This is a genomic window from Pseudomonas sp. NPDC088444, assembly GCF_044900175.1.
Classification (GTDB): domain Bacteria; phylum Pseudomonadota; class Gammaproteobacteria; order Pseudomonadales; family Pseudomonadaceae; genus Aquipseudomonas.
The window spans coordinates 44676-59302 of record NZ_JBJDNK010000014.1 but is presented as its reverse complement, the minus strand read 5'-3'; the positions used below and the strand labels follow the sequence as shown (position 1 = coordinate 59302).

Here is a 14627-nt window from a genome sequence, read left to right as displayed (position 1 = left end):
TGCGGCGTATCAGTCGACATTTCAATTGCCTGACACGCCCTTTTCGCCAGCAAGCCGACTCCCACAGAAACGCATTTCAACCCGCACGACAGGTTGTATCCAATACCGCCGGAATTACTCTGCAGGCCGCAACTTGCGCACTTCATCATCCGAAGGCAGCAACGTCTGACCCGGCTTGAACTGGTAATCGACCATCACGCCCGAACCGTCCTTGACCGCCAGCTTGCCAACGTACAAACCCCACGTGGCCTGATGGTCGATCTTGCGGTATTCCAGCGGGCCGTCCGGGGTTTCGACTTTCAGGCCACTGAACGCGTTGACCATCGATTCGGAGTCGGTCTTGCCACCGGCCGCCTTGATGCCTGCGGCAATGGACTGAATCGCCGAGTAACCAATGATCGAACCGAAACGCATGTTTTCGGTGCCGTACTTGGCGTGGTAGGCGTCAACGAAGGCTTTGTGCGCCGGGGTATCGATGCTGTACCAGGGGTAGCCAGTGACGGTCCAGTTCGGCGGGATTTCATCCTTGAGCGGCTCCAGGTATTCCGGCTGACCCGTGATGATGCTCAGTACCGGCAGTTGCTCGCCGAAGAAACCACGGGTGGTGCCCTCGCGAATGAATTTGGCCAGGTCGGCGCCAAACAGCGCGTTGAACAGACCGTCCGGTTTGGCATCCACCAACGCTTGAACCACGCTGCCCGCGTCCACTTTGCCGAACGGCGGGGCCTGCTCGGTCACGAACTCGACGTCAGGCTGGCGCGCCTTGAGCAGGGTCTTGAAAGCACTGGCCGCCGCCGTGCCGAACTCGTAGTTGGGGTACACCAGCGCCCAGCGCTTTTTGTGCAATTTGACCGCTTCGTCCACCAGCGACGAAGTCAGCATGTAGGTCGAGGCGTCAAGGCGGTAGGTGTAGCGGTTGCCCGCACTCCAGACGATGTTGTCGCTCAACGCTTCAGTGATCAGCACAAAGCGCTTCTTCTGTTTGGCATAGTCCGAGAGCGCCGTGCCGATATGCGCGTAGAACGCACCGGCCAGCGCATCGACGTGCTCGCGGTTGATCAGGTCTTCGGCCTGGCGAATGGCATCGCCAGGGTTGGCGTTGTCATCGCGGGTAATCAGTTCCAGCTTCTTGCCATCGACACCGCCTGCGGCGTTGATCTGCTCGACAGCCAGCTCCATGCCCTTCTTGTAGCCGTCGGTGAACACCGGCTGGGATTTGTAGCTGTTGATGTCGCCAATCTTGATCGTGTCGGCCGACCAGGCCGCGCCGCTGACGATTACGGCGATGGCGCCTGCCAACAGGTTCGACTTCGTAAAACGTGCACGCATGTGGGTGTTCTCCAAGCTGATCAGGTGAATGACTTGCACAGCATCAGGGCGCTCCAGACTCGGATCACCGTTATTAAACGGGCAGTTAATTAAATAGCAACGCGTGTGCCAGACAGGCTTGTAATTGAATGAAATCGTGCGAGCTAGACGCCTCGCAGCAGTGCCAGCGCTTCGCTCAGCGGTTTGACCACGGCGTATTTCTGCGCCATGTCGAACAGGTTCGCCTCATGCGGCCCCAGCGCCCGGTCGCCCACGCAATCGCTAACCACCAGCGGGCGGAAACCGTAATTCATGGCGTCCAGCACACTGGCACGTACGCAACCGCTGGTCACCGCGCCCGCCACTAGCACGGTGCGCACGCCATGAAAGGTCAGCCAGGCGGCCAGATCAGTGCCGAAAAACGCCGAGGGCAAGGTTTTGCGCACCACCCGTTCGCCCTGCCGTGGGGCCAGTTGCGGGACGATGGCGCTGCGCGGTGCATGTTCGGTCAGGGTCAACATCGACGGAACCTTGAGCGAAAACACGTTGGCATCGGCGCCGTCGTCGGCGAACACGATGCGCGAATGAGCCACCGGCCAACCCTGCTCCCTGGCATGGGCCAGCAGATTTTCGGTCTGGGCGATGGCTTGGGGAATGTTGCCGCCGCCAAAAATCTCGGGGTCAGCGAAGCCTTCTACCAGATCGATGATCAGCAGCGCATAGGGCGCGGGAAGGTCCATGTCTGCGCCGAAACCCTGCCGTTGGTAGCTGTCCAGATCACTCATTGCGCGCCCTCCTCGTTAACCACTTTTCCGCCTTCGACCACGACCTGCTCATCCAGCATCACGGTGCAGCCGCGCAACGGAATGTCGATGTGACACGCCGTTGTCCGCGAACCACCGGCTTCATTGTTCGGCCCGAGCGAGAACAGGAAATTGCCCTCATACGCCCGCGCGTCCATGCCGATGTGCGCTTCGCGATCCAGCAAGCCAAGGGTCGACCAGCGCGCCCGAGGTTGCAGGCCCCAACCGATGTGCGAAATGGCGTAGGCCTCGGGGTCATTGAAGCTTTCCATGTAGTCGCGCAGCAACGCCGCCTCGACACCACCCTCGATCTGCGTGGCAAAACCCTTCTCGACCGTGAGCACGATGGGGTCCTGCACGTAGCTTTTGTGCGGCAGCAGAATGTCACCGCGGTCGATGACGATAGTGCCGCTGGCTTGCAGCTCGTTCGGCCAGGTCAGGACGAAACCGCTGGGCCAATGGTCCCAACGCCCCGGCGTATCGACAAAGCCGTATTCGCTGATGGCCGGAAATTCGCCCAACGGGCAAGACAACGCAGTGCCCGCAGGCGAGATCACGGTCATGCGCCCTGCCCGTTCGATCTTCGCCGCCGCACGCAACACACGGGCGCGATCAGCCTCGGTCGGCACCATGCGCGCCAGAATTTCCGGGGGCTCGACCGCCAGCAGGATTTTGGTCCCGCCCGCGAGGATGTCGTGCTGCTCGGGGGAGAACAGCAAGGTCATCAAATCCAGCACCAGATCGCTGGCTTTCAGCGCAGCAAGGGCTGGTTTGTTGCCGGTCAACGGTGTGGTGCCGAGGTAGGCCAGCAGGTCGCGGCTCAGGGCACGCTCGCCGTTGACGGGAGAAAGATCGAGGCGGCTGATCACCAACCCCAGCGACTGACAGGCCATCTGTGCCGTGCGCAGGGTCTGCGGGTGGGTGTCGGCGCCGGTCAGAATCGTCACCGACTGCCCCGCTTCGACATTTGAAAGACGCAGGACTTGAGTCCACGCCTCGAACATCGTGAAATCACTGACGGCCATGATCTGCCACCTTCTGATTCAAAGAAGCCCCGAGAAAATCCCCCAGCGCGGCATAAAATCCGGCTTCGTTGTCCCACGGGATCATGTGCCCGGCGTCCGCCACACGGGTGTGCGCCAAGGTCGGCAGCAGCGTCTGCATTTCCGCCACGTCCTCGTCCTTGACCACATCGCCTCGGGCGGCCGTGATCAGCAGCGTGGGGCAAGTGACATTGACGACGCTTTCGATCACTGCGTCTTCGTGAAAGCCATTGAAGCTGGCGAGAATCGCCCGCTCGTCACAGGTGTGCAGCCACTGCGCCCGCAGTGCCCGTTGTTCCTTGGTCCAGGTCGGGCAGAAGGCGCGCATGTCTTCGGCGCTCATGCCGTGTCGGGCCTGACGAATTGAGTCGATGTACCACGACAGTTGCGCCGGATAGGCCCGACGCCCTGGCCCTGATACAGGCGGATCGACCCAGACCATTCTGGCCATAGCGACCGGACAGGACTGCGCAGCGCGAATGGCGATGCGCGCGCCCATCGAGTGGCCCAGCACGCTGTAGCGTTCCAGCCCCAGCGCAGCAGCGAAGGCCAGCACATCAGTGGCCTGGGCGTCGAGGCTGTAATCCAGATGCTCGCCAGACTCCGACAGCCCACGACCGCGCACATCCAGCACGTAAACCTCGAAACGCGTCGCCAATTGCTCGGCGACGAAGCCCCAGGTCACCGCCGGGCTGGTAATCCCCGGCACCAGAATGACCGGATCAAGACTCAGGTCAGCAGCCTCGAGCGGCCCATAGCGCAGGTAATGCTGACGAATCCCGTTGGCGTGCACCTGCGCGCCATAACGAAGACGACTCATGACGTGACCTCCAACTCAGGCGGGAATTTTTTCGGCGTGAGGGAAGCGGGTTTCGCAGTCCCGCGCGTCGTACTCGTAGACCCAGTTGGCCTGAATGCCTACCGCGTTCGGGTTGAGCAACTGGCGCCAGCGGTAAGCCATGTCGCGTTTGAGCTGCGACCACGCCGACGGCAGGTGGTAGGTGCGTCCACGTTCACGGGCTTCCAGTTGCACACGACTGGTACGCGGCAGGCGTTCCAGTTCGTAAGCGCGCAAGGCTGACTGCAATTGCGGCAGACCGTGGTACGCCAGGGACTGCGCCAACACGTAGCCGTCTTCGATGGCCATGGCCGCGCCCTGAGAAAGAAACGGCAGCATCGGGTGCGCGGCGTCACCGAGCAGCGTGGCGTTGCCTTTGGACCAGGTTTTCATTGGGTCGCGATCGAACAGGCCCCACTTGTAGACGGCATCCGGATCGGTGCGCTTGAACAGCTCGATCAGGTTCGGGTGCCAGCCTTTGAACCCGTCCAGCAGCTCTTGCTGCGTGCTCTTGGCGTTCCACGATTCCTCGACCCAGGCCGGGCTTTCGTTGACGGCCACGATGTTCACCATCGAGCCGCCTTTGACGTAGTAGGTCACCACGTGGCCTTTGGGTCCCATCCAGAAATTCGAATCAGGGCTCACGAACGGCAGCGGGTGTTTGTCGACATTGACCAGCGCACGCCAGCACATGTGGCCGGTGTAGTTGGCCGCCTCTTTGCCCCACAACTGCTCGCGAATCACCGAGCGCACGCCGTCGGCGCCGACGATCAGGTCAGCCTCGTATTCCGAACCGTCGGCAAACTGCGCGACGGCGGTGTGCGCGTGCTGTTTCAAACCGGTGCAGTGCGCGCCGAACGTGGCCTGCGCGGGTTTGATGTCACTGGCCAGCGCAGCGTGCAGGTCAGCGCGATGGACGTGATAGAACGGCGCGCCATACAACTCGGGGCACGATTCTTTCAGTGGCGTGCGGAACAATTCCCGCGCCGTTTTCCAATTGCGCCCGACCATGCCCTGGGGCAGAAAGCCGATGGACTTCAGGCGCTCGTCCAGCCCCAATTCGGACAGAACCTTGACCGCGTTCGGGGTCATTTGCACCCCGGCGCCGACTTCACCGAACATCGCTGCCCGCTCGAAAATCCGCGCCTCGATGCCTCGTTGTTCCAGTGCCCGCGCGAGGGTCACTCCGCCGATCCCCGCGCCAATGATGCCAACCCGCAACGCTCTGCTCATGGGTGTTTCTCCTGCCGTTCGACGGTCAGCCGTTCGGCTCTCTGTAATAATTAATCAACCAATTAATTATTGATCCAAAAAAATATCGACACGCCTTTCGTCAAAGGTCCAGTACCAACCCTTCGCCCACGCCCCGCGAACAACAGATCATCATGCTTTCACTGCGCTGCCGTTGGCTTGGGGTGAGCACGGTGTCACGGTGTTCGACTTGCCCCGCCAACACCTTCACTTCACAGGCGCCGCACACGCCCTCTTCGCAGGAATACGCCACGTCCACACCCGCCGCCTCGCAGACTTGCAGCAGACTCAGTTCCGCAGGAACGGTAAGGTTCAGGCCAGAGCGCTGAAGCCTCACGCGGAAACTGTCCCCCGGCTGCAACGCATCGGTGGTGGCACTGAAACGTTCGCGATGGGTGTTGGCTTCCGGTCGTTCAAGGGTCAACTGGTCAAACTCATCGACCATGCCCTGCGGCCCACAACAGTAAAGCTGTGCGCTGTGCGGCAGTGTTTTCAGCACATCCTTGAGGCGCGGTGGCGTGTCTCCACAGCGGGTATGAAACAGGTGAACGTCATCTTGCTCGTCGCACAACTGATCATGAAACAGCATGTGTTGCGCACTGCTGGCCCAGTAATACAGCGTCACCTTGCGCCCGTTGGCCTTCAACTGGCGGTACATGGAAATGATCGGCGTGATGCCGATGCCACCGGCGAACAGGTGAAACGCATCGTCGCTGGGCTGCAACGGAAAGTGGTTGCGTGGCACTGACACCTCGTACTCCGCACCGACCACCGATTCGAAATGCAGCTTGCGCGAACCGCCCTTGCCCACTTGCGCCAACTGCACGGCAATCCGGTACTGCGCCGGATGGCTGGCAGGCCACAACAGCGAATACTGGCGCAGGAGGTCCGGCCCCATCGCCACATCGACATGCGCACCCGGCTCGTAAGACGGCAGCGCCAAGCCATCCAGCGATTCGAAGGTGTAGAAGTTGATGCCCGGCGCGCCGTACTCGATGGCCCGCAAACGCACCTTGAACACGCCGTCAGATAACGCCATAGCGAATGCCCTTGTTGCGCAGCCAGGTGCGGTAGCGCTGGCCCATGAGGTCGGTGCGGTGGTGCAGCTCGTAACGCAACTCGACCGGAATGCGTTCCGGGCGCTGGCTTTCAACGATGTCGCGGTCCTGACCGAACACCACGTCGGCGCGGGCGCGAACGGCATCCGGATCAGGGCGCGGGCTGACGTTCATCGCCGCACACACGCGCACGATGCAATTCACGGCATCCAGCGGTTGAACAGTGAACAAGGTGGCGAACGTGTCGGATTGATCGCTGACGATGTTGCCGTCGGCGTCGGCGTCCTGAGTACGTTTGGAGAAATAGCCCACCAGCGGGCGAAACGCATGGTAGGTGTAGAACGCCATCAGCGGTTTGCCCCGCGCATCGCCCCACGGCTGGAACACCTTGACCTCGGAGGAACGCAGGCCAGTGTCCACCTCTTCAACGGTGTAGGGTTCAAGGCGATCCGGATTGTCCATCACGCCGTTGAGGCCCGCGTGAACGAACGGAAAGTGCGAGGCATCAATGAAGTTTTCAACGGCCCGGAAACCGTTGGCGGCGTAGTTGTACGGACCGCTGTGGACCTTCATGAACACCTCGTCGTCCCATTCCGGGAACACCGGAATATCTGACGCGGGCTCGCCCAGACACGTCCAGACGAAGCCGTAACGCTCCACCGCCGGGTACGGAAACGCCCGGGCTTTCTTCATCGGTTTTTCATCGGGCGCGGCGGGCATCAAGGTGCACGCGCCTTCGCCGTTGTATTCCCAGCCGTGGTACGGGCAGACCACCGAATCGTTCTTGATCCAGCCTTTGGACAAACGTGCACCACGGTGAATGCACAGGTCTTCCCAGACATGCACCTCGCCATCAGCGCTGCGCCAGACAATCAGCTCGCGTTCAAGCAGGCGCACCGGATAGATCGTACCCTCAGCGAAGTCGGTGCTGTAGCCCACGACGTGCCAGTCGTTGAGCAGGACCGGGTCCTGGCAGCCGTCGGCGGCGGTGACCGGTTGATGAGATGAAACGGCAATCAGGTTCATCACGACTCCTCTGCTTTCTCAGGTTCGCTCACTCAAGAGCATAATTAATTAATCAACCTTTTAATTAACGAAAAGCAGAAGCCGTGCCAAATGCAAAAAAGAGCCATATCCCTATGATTTATCTGATTTTTTATTTTCCAGTGCGCTTTACGCCCTTTCACCGTTGCGCACCATCCTGGTGAAGCCTTCTCCAATCTGGTGCTATTCGGTGCCTCAGGCCGACATGCCACCGACCACGAAGCTGGTGACTTGCTGAATCAGCGAATGCCAGTCTTCCGGGTTGTATTGCCCGTCCGGCAGGCGCTCTTCCATGCGATGGCTGTCCGAAAACGCATACAGGTAGGTGCCGACCATCAAGGTGATGCGCCAGTTGGCGTCCAGATCGCTCAGCCCCGGTACGGCTTCTTTCAGGGCATCGACGTAACGCTGAGTCGAGGTGCCGTAGGCCTTGTCACGCAATGCGTAGGAAATATTCGGCGGCTCGGTGTGCAGACGCGCCTGCAGGCGCAGGAAGTGCCGCCCTTGAATCGAAGTGCGCAGCACCACGGTGGGTAGAAGAAACGCCTCGACGATGGCACGTACGCCAGGGATCTGCCCCTGGGCCTGAAGCGTGTCGAGGTTTTTCAGGCGCTCGTCGGAAATCGCGCCGCCCCGCCGCAGAAACACCTCTTCAAACAGCCCGTATTTGGAGCCGAAGTAGTAGCTGATCAACGCCTGAGTCACGTTTGCGTGCTGCGACACTTCGCGCATGGTGGTGCCTGCGTACCCCAGATTGGCGAACAGCTCTTCGGCCGCATCCAGAATCTCGTCCCGCAAATTGCTGGCACCCTCCGGGCGTCCCGGCCCTTTTCTGCTGATCTTGCCCTTCCCTTCGGCGGGAGCGGCCTTGCCACGACGGCCCGTGATGGTCTGCATGAATAAACGTTACCTTGTGGTTCAAACCCTTCGTCATCCGCGATTTCGCCATCGAAATGCGCGAAAAACAAATTAATTGATTAGCTCTTTAATTCCTAGCAGCGATCATGCCAGCCCGTCGCGTGACGATTACTTCAGCTTTCCGGATGCCCGCGACATACAACGCACCCGCCGCTCCTCCACCCGTTGAGCGAACCAGGCAGTGGTCAGCTTGCGGGTGATTTTCGGGCTTTCCAGCACAATGCCCGGCAGAATCGCCCGAGGCAGCGGTTTGCCTGCGGCCTTGTCGGCCAGTGCGAACACCTGTTTGTAGAGGTCGGTGCTTTCAAACTCTGCCGTTTCGCCCTTTTCCAGCGCGCTGCGAATCGTCGTGTTGCGCATGCCCAGTTGCCCATGAAGGCTGCGAACAGCCAGTTCGGTCTGACCCAACGACGGGCCGAAGCTGTAACTGATCAAATCCCCGTCCAGCGCCAGACGCTTGCCAGACAGCCGAGCCACCGCGCTCTGGAACGCCGCGTTACGGCTGGCGTACCAACCGGCGTTGAAATCAGCAAAGCGATACAGCGGTTTGTCGTAGCTCACCGGATAACCCAGCAAATGCACGATGCCGAAATACATCCCGCCTCGACGCGTGAACACCTCGTGACGAATGGATGCGTCCACGGGATACGGATAATCCCGCGCCTGCCGTTCGGCAAATTCGATGCTGACTTGCATCGGCCCTGCGGTGTGCACCGGGTTGAAGCTGCCGAACAGCGTTTTGCCCAAAGGCACCATGCCAATGAAATCCTCGAAAATGCCGCTCAGGTCCTTTTCCGTTCGAGCGGCGGCCAGACGCTCGTTGTAGGTCTTGCCGGTCGGCGAGCGGATATCCAGTGCGCTGCGCACCAGCAGATTGGGTATGTGGGCCTTGCTGGCGCGGCGGTCGATTTCATCCTGGGCGATCTTGCCCATGCCCGGCACAGCGGGATCGACCTGAAAATTGGACTCTTGCTCGGTCACCGCCAGCACCGAACACAGGTTTTCGACGCTGGGGGTGATCTTTTGCGTGTCGAACGCAGTGTAAATATCTGCCGCCCAGCCTTGCCGGTCAGACACATTGGCCGGCAGCAAGCGCACGATTTCACTGCGCACACGATCCGCTGGCGGTGGCGGCGTCTGCGGTGGGGAGGAGCTGCAAGCGGCCAGCAGTGACAACAGCGTCACGCCGATAAAAGGCCGGATAGAGTGAAAGCGTCCGTTCACGGGTAGGCGATCTCGATGTTCACGTCGGGGAATGGCGATATGGACCGCACCGTTTACCAAGTGACTCATGGCTCATCCTCGGGCCGCCACGACCGGCATGCCGACGCCGAACTTGCTGCGATATTCGCTAGGGGCCAACCCGGTGATTTTCCTGAACGTGGCGCGAAAGGCCGCCGGATCCTGATAGCCCACGGACCAGGCAATGTGGTCGACGGTGCCATTGGTGAACTCCAGCAACTCCCGGGCCTTGCCCACACGCAGGTGCTGGCAGTATTCGGTCGGTCTCAGCCCTGTCGCAGCGCGAAAACGGCGCAGAAAGGTGCGTTCCTCCAGCCCGGCCCGCTGCGCCATCTGCGCGACCGACACCTCGACGGCCCCCGTGCTCTGTAACCAGTGCTGAACCTTGAGCACCGCGGGATCGCCATGGCCGAGAATGGGCGCGAAATTGCTGCCACACGCGGCGGCGCTGTCGCTGTGTTCGATGACCAGAAAGCGGGCGGTACAGGTGGCGATACTCGGCCCCAACAGACGATCGACCAACCGCAACCCCAATTCGGACCAGGCCATCAATCCGGCGGTGGTGATGATGTCGCCGTCATCGATGATCGGTTTGTCGGCGTGTACCTTGATCTTCGGAAAGCGTTCGCTCAGGGGTTTGGCTTGCGTCCAGTGCGTGGTGGCGGCCCGCCCGTCAAGCAGACCGGTCTGCGCCAGCACGAAAGCCCCCAAACACACCGTGCCAATGGTTGCCCCCGCTGCGTGTTGCGCCAGTACCCAGCGCGACAGCCCTTCCATCGCCTCGGTGCCCGGCAGCCCCATGATTGACGGCGGAATCAACACCGCCGTCAGTGCGCCCGGCGCGTGCGAGGCCGCGGTGTCGAACACCCGTTGCGGCTCACATCGCGCATTCACCTGCCAATGGCTGACCCGCAGACGCGGCAAGTTCACCGACGGCTGTGCATCGACCATGCGATTGGCCACCTCGAACAGATCGGTCAAACCATGAACCGCCGCCGTCTGGGCGCCGGGGTAAATCAGCAGGCCGATCTCGGCGACTGCCCGTTCAACACCCATTGTCAGTTTTCCCTCGGTTAATGTCGGTGCAGCCAATCCTCGGACTGCGGCATGGAGCTGATACTGACCCCACACACGTTACAACTCAACCGAGGAAACAGACATGCACACATCAGCGCTCATCGTCGTCGACATTCAGAACGACTATTTCCCAGGCGGCAAATGGCCTTTGGTCGGCGCCGACGCCGCGGCGGACAACGCCGCGAAAGTGATCGACGCCTTCCGCAAGGCTGGCGATCTGGTGGTGCACATTCGCCACGAATTCAAAGACCCTGCCGCGCCGTTCTTCACCGAAGGTTCGGACGGTGCGAAGCTCCATGCCAAGGTGCTGAATCAACCCGATGAACCGGTGGTGCTGAAGCACTTCCCCAACGCGTTCAGGGAAACCGGACTCAAAGCCTTGCTGGACGAACACAGGATCGAAGCGTTGGTGATCATCGGTTCCATGAGCCACATGTGCATCGACGCCACGACCCGCGCGGCTGCGGACATGGGCTACCCGATAGAACTGATCCACGACGCCTGCGCCAGTCGCGACGTGGCGTTCAATGGCACCACCGTCCCTGCGGCCCAGGTGCACGCGGCATTCATGGCGGCGTTGGGATCTGCCTATGCGAACGTGATATCGACCGAGGCGTTTCTGGGCTGACCGGTCTCGCGTGAGCGAACGCTGGGGCCTGAACGCCCCAGCGCCTCGCCCTCACCCCCTGACCGTCCACCCCACCAATCGCACCACGATGGGCCGCACCACCCACCGAAATTTGAGTCTGTCACTTACTGCAGCGCCTGTTTACCCACCGTCGCCGTACGCTCAACAGGCGGCAAATCCTGGGCCACCGCCGGTGCCGTCTCGCGCATTTTCAACGCGCACAAGGTCGAGACCACACCCAGCGAACTGAACAGAATCGCAGGCCCCATCCAGCCCACCTGCGCATACAGCGCCGTGGCAATGAACGGCAACGTACCGGCGATCAGCGACGCACAGTTGTAACCCAGCGAAATCCCCGAAGAACGCACGTTGGCCGGGAACTGCTCGGTAAACCAACTGGCTTCCACCGCAAAGATCGGATCGTGGCTGAGAATCAACGCCATGGCCACCGCGACCACGATCAACGGCACGATGCCGGTGTTGATCATCATGAACATCGGAATACCGAACACAATGGTGAACAGCGAGCCAATCAGAAACACCGGTTTACGCCCGATACGGTCACTCAGCGCGCCATAGAACAGGTGGCTGCCCAGACCAATGGCCGAACCGATCATGGTGCCCCAGAGCACGTTCTGCTTGGTCGCGATACCGGCCAGCAACACGTAGGACAACATGAAGCTGGTCGCCAGGTAGTAACCACCCGTTTCCGCCAGACGCAACCCGGCAATCTGCAACACCTTGCGCCAGTCCTTGCGAATCACTTCCAGCGCAGGCTGTTTGACCAGCGTATTTTCCGCCTTGGCCTTTTCGAACTCCGGCGACTCGCTGACGCTCAGGCGAATCCACATGCCCACCGCCACCATCACCAGCGAAGCCAGGAACGGCGCACGCCAGACCCAATCCCCTTCGAACAGCATGGCCGAGAGCAGGAACGCACCGTTGGCCATCAGCAACCCCATGGGGATGCCGATCTGCGGCACCGCGCCGAAGAAGCCGCGACGATGAGCCGGTGCGTGTTCGCAGGCCATTAGCACGGCACCGCCCCACTCCGCACCGAAACCGATGCCCTGGATCATGCGCAACAGGATCAACAAAATCGGCGCGATCACCCCGGCCTGTTCATAGGTCGGTAAAGCGCCAATCAACACCGTCGCCCCGCCCATGGCCAGCAACGACCAGAGCAGCACGGTCTTGCGCCCCAGACGGTCGCCATAGTGACCTGCGAGGTAGCCGCCCAAAGGCCGCATGAAGAAACCCACCGCCATGGTCGCGAACGCGGCCAGGATGCCGACAATCGGCTCGGTGGTGTGAAAGAAAACCTGGCCAAACCAGCCTGCGGCGGCGGTGCCATAGATGAAAAAGTCGTAGCTCTCTACGGCGGAGCCGATCATGGAGGCGAAGGAGACTTTACCCGCTTTGTTCTCTGTTTGTGCTGACGCTGTCGTGGATTCGCGCATGGCAAACTCCGGATTTTTATTGTTGTTGTACCGGGCAGACGGTCGCCTGCCCTTATGTTGAAACGACGTTGAAACGGTGCTATTTGCTGTATCGGTTACCCCTGCCAGGTCTCGATGACCCGGCTGTCGTCACGCTTGCCGAGTCCGGCCTCGGCGGCCTTGCAAAAACGGGCGTGGGCGATGTCCAGCAACGGCACCGCCGCCTCACAGCCTTTTGCCGCGTGAGCGACCAGGCCACTGTCCTTGACGAAAATGTCGACCATGCTGGTGACTTGGGTGTCAGTGCCTTCGAGCATGCGTGGCCCGCGGTCGGACAGCATCCAGGAGCCGCCCGCGCCTTTCTGCACCAGATCGAGCACCCGCGCCGGGTCCAGCCCCAACGAGCGGGACAGGCTCAACGCCTCGGCCGCCGCCACCAGGTGCACCGAGCACAAGTGCTGGTTGACCACTTTGATGGCTTGGCCGTCGCCCACTTCCAGCCCGGCGTCCCTCACCTCGCCCATGCTCCGCAGCACGGGTTCGACACGGGCGACTGCCGCTTGCGGGCCTGCGGCGAAAATCAGCAGGCTGCCGGTCTGCGCACGCGCCACGCCGCCTGTGACGGGTGCATCGACCACCTGCACGCCTTTTTCCAACAAGCGCGCAGCCTGCTCGCACACGGAAGCCGGGCCGACGGTGCTCATCACCACCCAGTGCTGACCGGGTTTGAGTTCGGTGCACTGGCTGACCAGTGCATCGAGCTGCGCAGGTGTGGCAACCATCACCACCACCACGTCCGCGTCGCTGGCGACACGCCAGTCGGCGCTGGATTCGATGCCGTGGGTCAGCGCAAGCGCGCGGTTCACTTCACTCAATTCAACGCCGACCACCCTGTGGCCCGCCTGTTGGATCTGCCGGGCCATGGGCAGGCCAATGGCGCCAAGACCGATAAATGCAACGTTCATCTTCGCGCTCCTTATGCCAGCCACTGGCGGATGTTGGCCGCCATGGCATGAGTGGAAATGCCATAGCGGTCATGCAGGGTCGGCAACGCGCCGGCGTCGAGGTAAGCGTCCGGCAAGGCGATCTGCTGGAACGCCGGGCTGACCCGCGCCTTCAACAAGGCCAGCGCCACGGCTTCACCCAAACCACCGACGGTGCTGTGGTTTTCGGCCACGACAACCAGGCGCCCACTACGACGGCACTCCTCGATGATCGTCGCGTCGTCCAGCGGTTTGATGGTCGGCACGTGCAGCACTGCGACGTCCGCGCTGCCGTCGCCCAGCAACTCGGCGACTTCCAGTGCACGCATGGTCATGATGCCGCTGGAGATGATCAGTACGTCCTTGCCGCTGCGCAGCAATTTGGCCTTGCCCAGCTCGAATTTATAGTCGTATTGGTCCAGCACCATCGGCACTTTGCCGCGCAACAGGCGCATGTACACCGGGCCGTTGTGTTCAGCCATGGCGGCCACGGCCTGAGTGGTGTCCAGCGCATCGCATGGGTCGATCACGGTCAGGCCCGGCACCGCGCGCATCAGCGCCAGGTCGTCAGTGGCCTGGTGGCTCGGGCCGTAACCCGTGGTCAGCCCTGGCAACGCCGCGCAGATTTTGACGTTGAGGTTTTCTTCGGCGATCACCTGATGGATGAAGTCATAGGCGCGGCGCGTGGCGAACACGGCATAGGTGGTGGCGAACGGGACCAACCCCTCTTTCGCCATTCCGCCTGCAGCGGCCATCAGCAGTTGCTCGGCCATGCCCATCTGGAAATGACGCTCGGGGAACTCACGACCAAAGATGTGCAGGTCGGTGTACTTGGACAGGTCGGCGGTCATGCCGACGATGCGTGAGTCTTTCTGCGCTGCAGCGACCAGCGCGTGGCCGAACGGTGCGGTTTCAGTGCGTTGCCCTTCGCTGGCAATCGAGGCGATCATCGCCGACGTCGTCAGCCGTGGTTTTTGAGCGGTTGGCGTATCCAT

At 61.4% G+C, this 14627-nt stretch carries 14 protein-coding genes; 1 reads left to right on the top strand and 13 read right to left on the bottom strand.

The features are described 5' to 3' along the window. Window positions 1-114: 114 nt before the first annotated feature. From ACI2KB_RS24315 to ACI2KB_RS24270, 10 genes are all read right to left on the bottom strand, one after another. A complete protein-coding gene (locus ACI2KB_RS24315; protein WP_404638790.1) occupies window positions 115-1329 on the bottom strand; it encodes an ABC transporter substrate-binding protein in 1215 nt (404 codons plus the stop codon). 143 nt (window positions 1330-1472) lie between these two features. Next, complete coding sequence (locus ACI2KB_RS24310; RefSeq protein ID WP_404638788.1) at window positions 1473-2093, bottom strand: isochorismatase family protein; 621 nt, start codon at window positions 2091-2093, stop codon at window positions 1473-1475. Then, window positions 2090-3136: a 2,5-dihydroxypyridine 5,6-dioxygenase gene (locus ACI2KB_RS24305; protein ID WP_404638786.1), complete on the bottom strand. Its 1047-nt coding sequence runs from the start codon at window positions 3134-3136 to the stop codon at window positions 2090-2092. Before ACI2KB_RS24305 ends, ACI2KB_RS24310 begins: the two co-directional genes overlap by 4 nt. Further along, window positions 3123-3974 carry an alpha/beta fold hydrolase gene (locus ACI2KB_RS24300; RefSeq protein WP_404638784.1) on the bottom strand — a complete coding sequence of 284 codons (852 nt, stop codon included), beginning with the start codon at window positions 3972-3974 and terminating at the stop codon, window positions 3123-3125. Before ACI2KB_RS24300 ends, ACI2KB_RS24305 begins: the two co-directional genes overlap by 14 nt. Window positions 3975-3989: 15 nt before the next feature. Then, the gene (locus ACI2KB_RS24295; RefSeq protein WP_404638782.1) at window positions 3990-5225 is read right to left on the bottom strand and encodes an FAD-dependent monooxygenase; all 1236 of its coding nucleotides are present in this window, start codon (window positions 5223-5225) and stop codon (window positions 3990-3992) included. A gap of 100 nt (window positions 5226-5325) precedes the next feature. After that, window positions 5326-6282: a PDR/VanB family oxidoreductase gene (locus ACI2KB_RS24290; RefSeq protein ID WP_404638780.1), complete on the bottom strand. Its 957-nt coding sequence runs from the start codon at window positions 6280-6282 to the stop codon at window positions 5326-5328. After that, complete coding sequence (locus tag ACI2KB_RS24285; protein ID WP_404638778.1) at window positions 6269-7327, bottom strand: Rieske 2Fe-2S domain-containing protein; 1059 nt, start codon at window positions 7325-7327, stop codon at window positions 6269-6271. The genes ACI2KB_RS24290 and ACI2KB_RS24285 overlap by 14 nt, the downstream gene beginning before the upstream one ends. A 213-nt stretch (window positions 7328-7540) precedes the next feature. Continuing rightward, the gene (locus ACI2KB_RS24280) at window positions 7541-8242 is read right to left on the bottom strand and encodes a TetR/AcrR family transcriptional regulator (RefSeq protein WP_404638776.1); all 702 of its coding nucleotides are present in this window, start codon (window positions 8240-8242) and stop codon (window positions 7541-7543) included. A gap of 129 nt (window positions 8243-8371) precedes the next feature. Further along, window positions 8372-9556, bottom strand: a complete 1185-nt coding sequence (locus ACI2KB_RS24275) for a DUF1615 domain-containing protein (RefSeq protein WP_404638774.1) — start codon at window positions 9554-9556, stop codon at window positions 8372-8374. Between the two features lie 3 nt (window positions 9557-9559). Continuing rightward, window positions 9560-10561 carry a GlxA family transcriptional regulator gene (locus ACI2KB_RS24270; protein ID WP_404638772.1) on the bottom strand — a complete coding sequence of 334 codons (1002 nt, stop codon included), beginning with the start codon at window positions 10559-10561 and terminating at the stop codon, window positions 9560-9562. 103 nt (window positions 10562-10664) lie between these two features. Here ACI2KB_RS24270 and ACI2KB_RS24265 point away from each other — a divergent pair, with 103 nt between their 5' ends. After that, complete coding sequence (locus tag ACI2KB_RS24265) at window positions 10665-11210, top strand: cysteine hydrolase family protein (RefSeq protein ID WP_404638770.1); 546 nt, start codon at window positions 10665-10667, stop codon at window positions 11208-11210. 125 nt (window positions 11211-11335) lie between these two features. On the opposite strand, the gene ACI2KB_RS24260 is transcribed toward ACI2KB_RS24265, so the two are convergent. The 3 genes from ACI2KB_RS24260 to ACI2KB_RS24250 form a co-directional block, all read right to left on the bottom strand. Further along, window positions 11336-12670, bottom strand: coding sequence for an MFS transporter (locus ACI2KB_RS24260; protein WP_404638768.1), 1335 nt, complete (start codon window positions 12668-12670; stop codon window positions 11336-11338). 95 nt (window positions 12671-12765) lie between these two features. Continuing rightward, window positions 12766-13614, bottom strand: coding sequence for an NAD(P)-dependent oxidoreductase (locus ACI2KB_RS24255; RefSeq protein WP_404638766.1), 849 nt, complete (start codon window positions 13612-13614; stop codon window positions 12766-12768). An 11-nt stretch (window positions 13615-13625) separates the two neighbouring features. Continuing rightward, on the bottom strand, window positions 13626-14627 hold the full coding sequence (locus ACI2KB_RS24250; RefSeq protein ID WP_404638764.1) for a transketolase family protein: 1002 nt from the start codon (window positions 14625-14627) through the stop codon (window positions 13626-13628).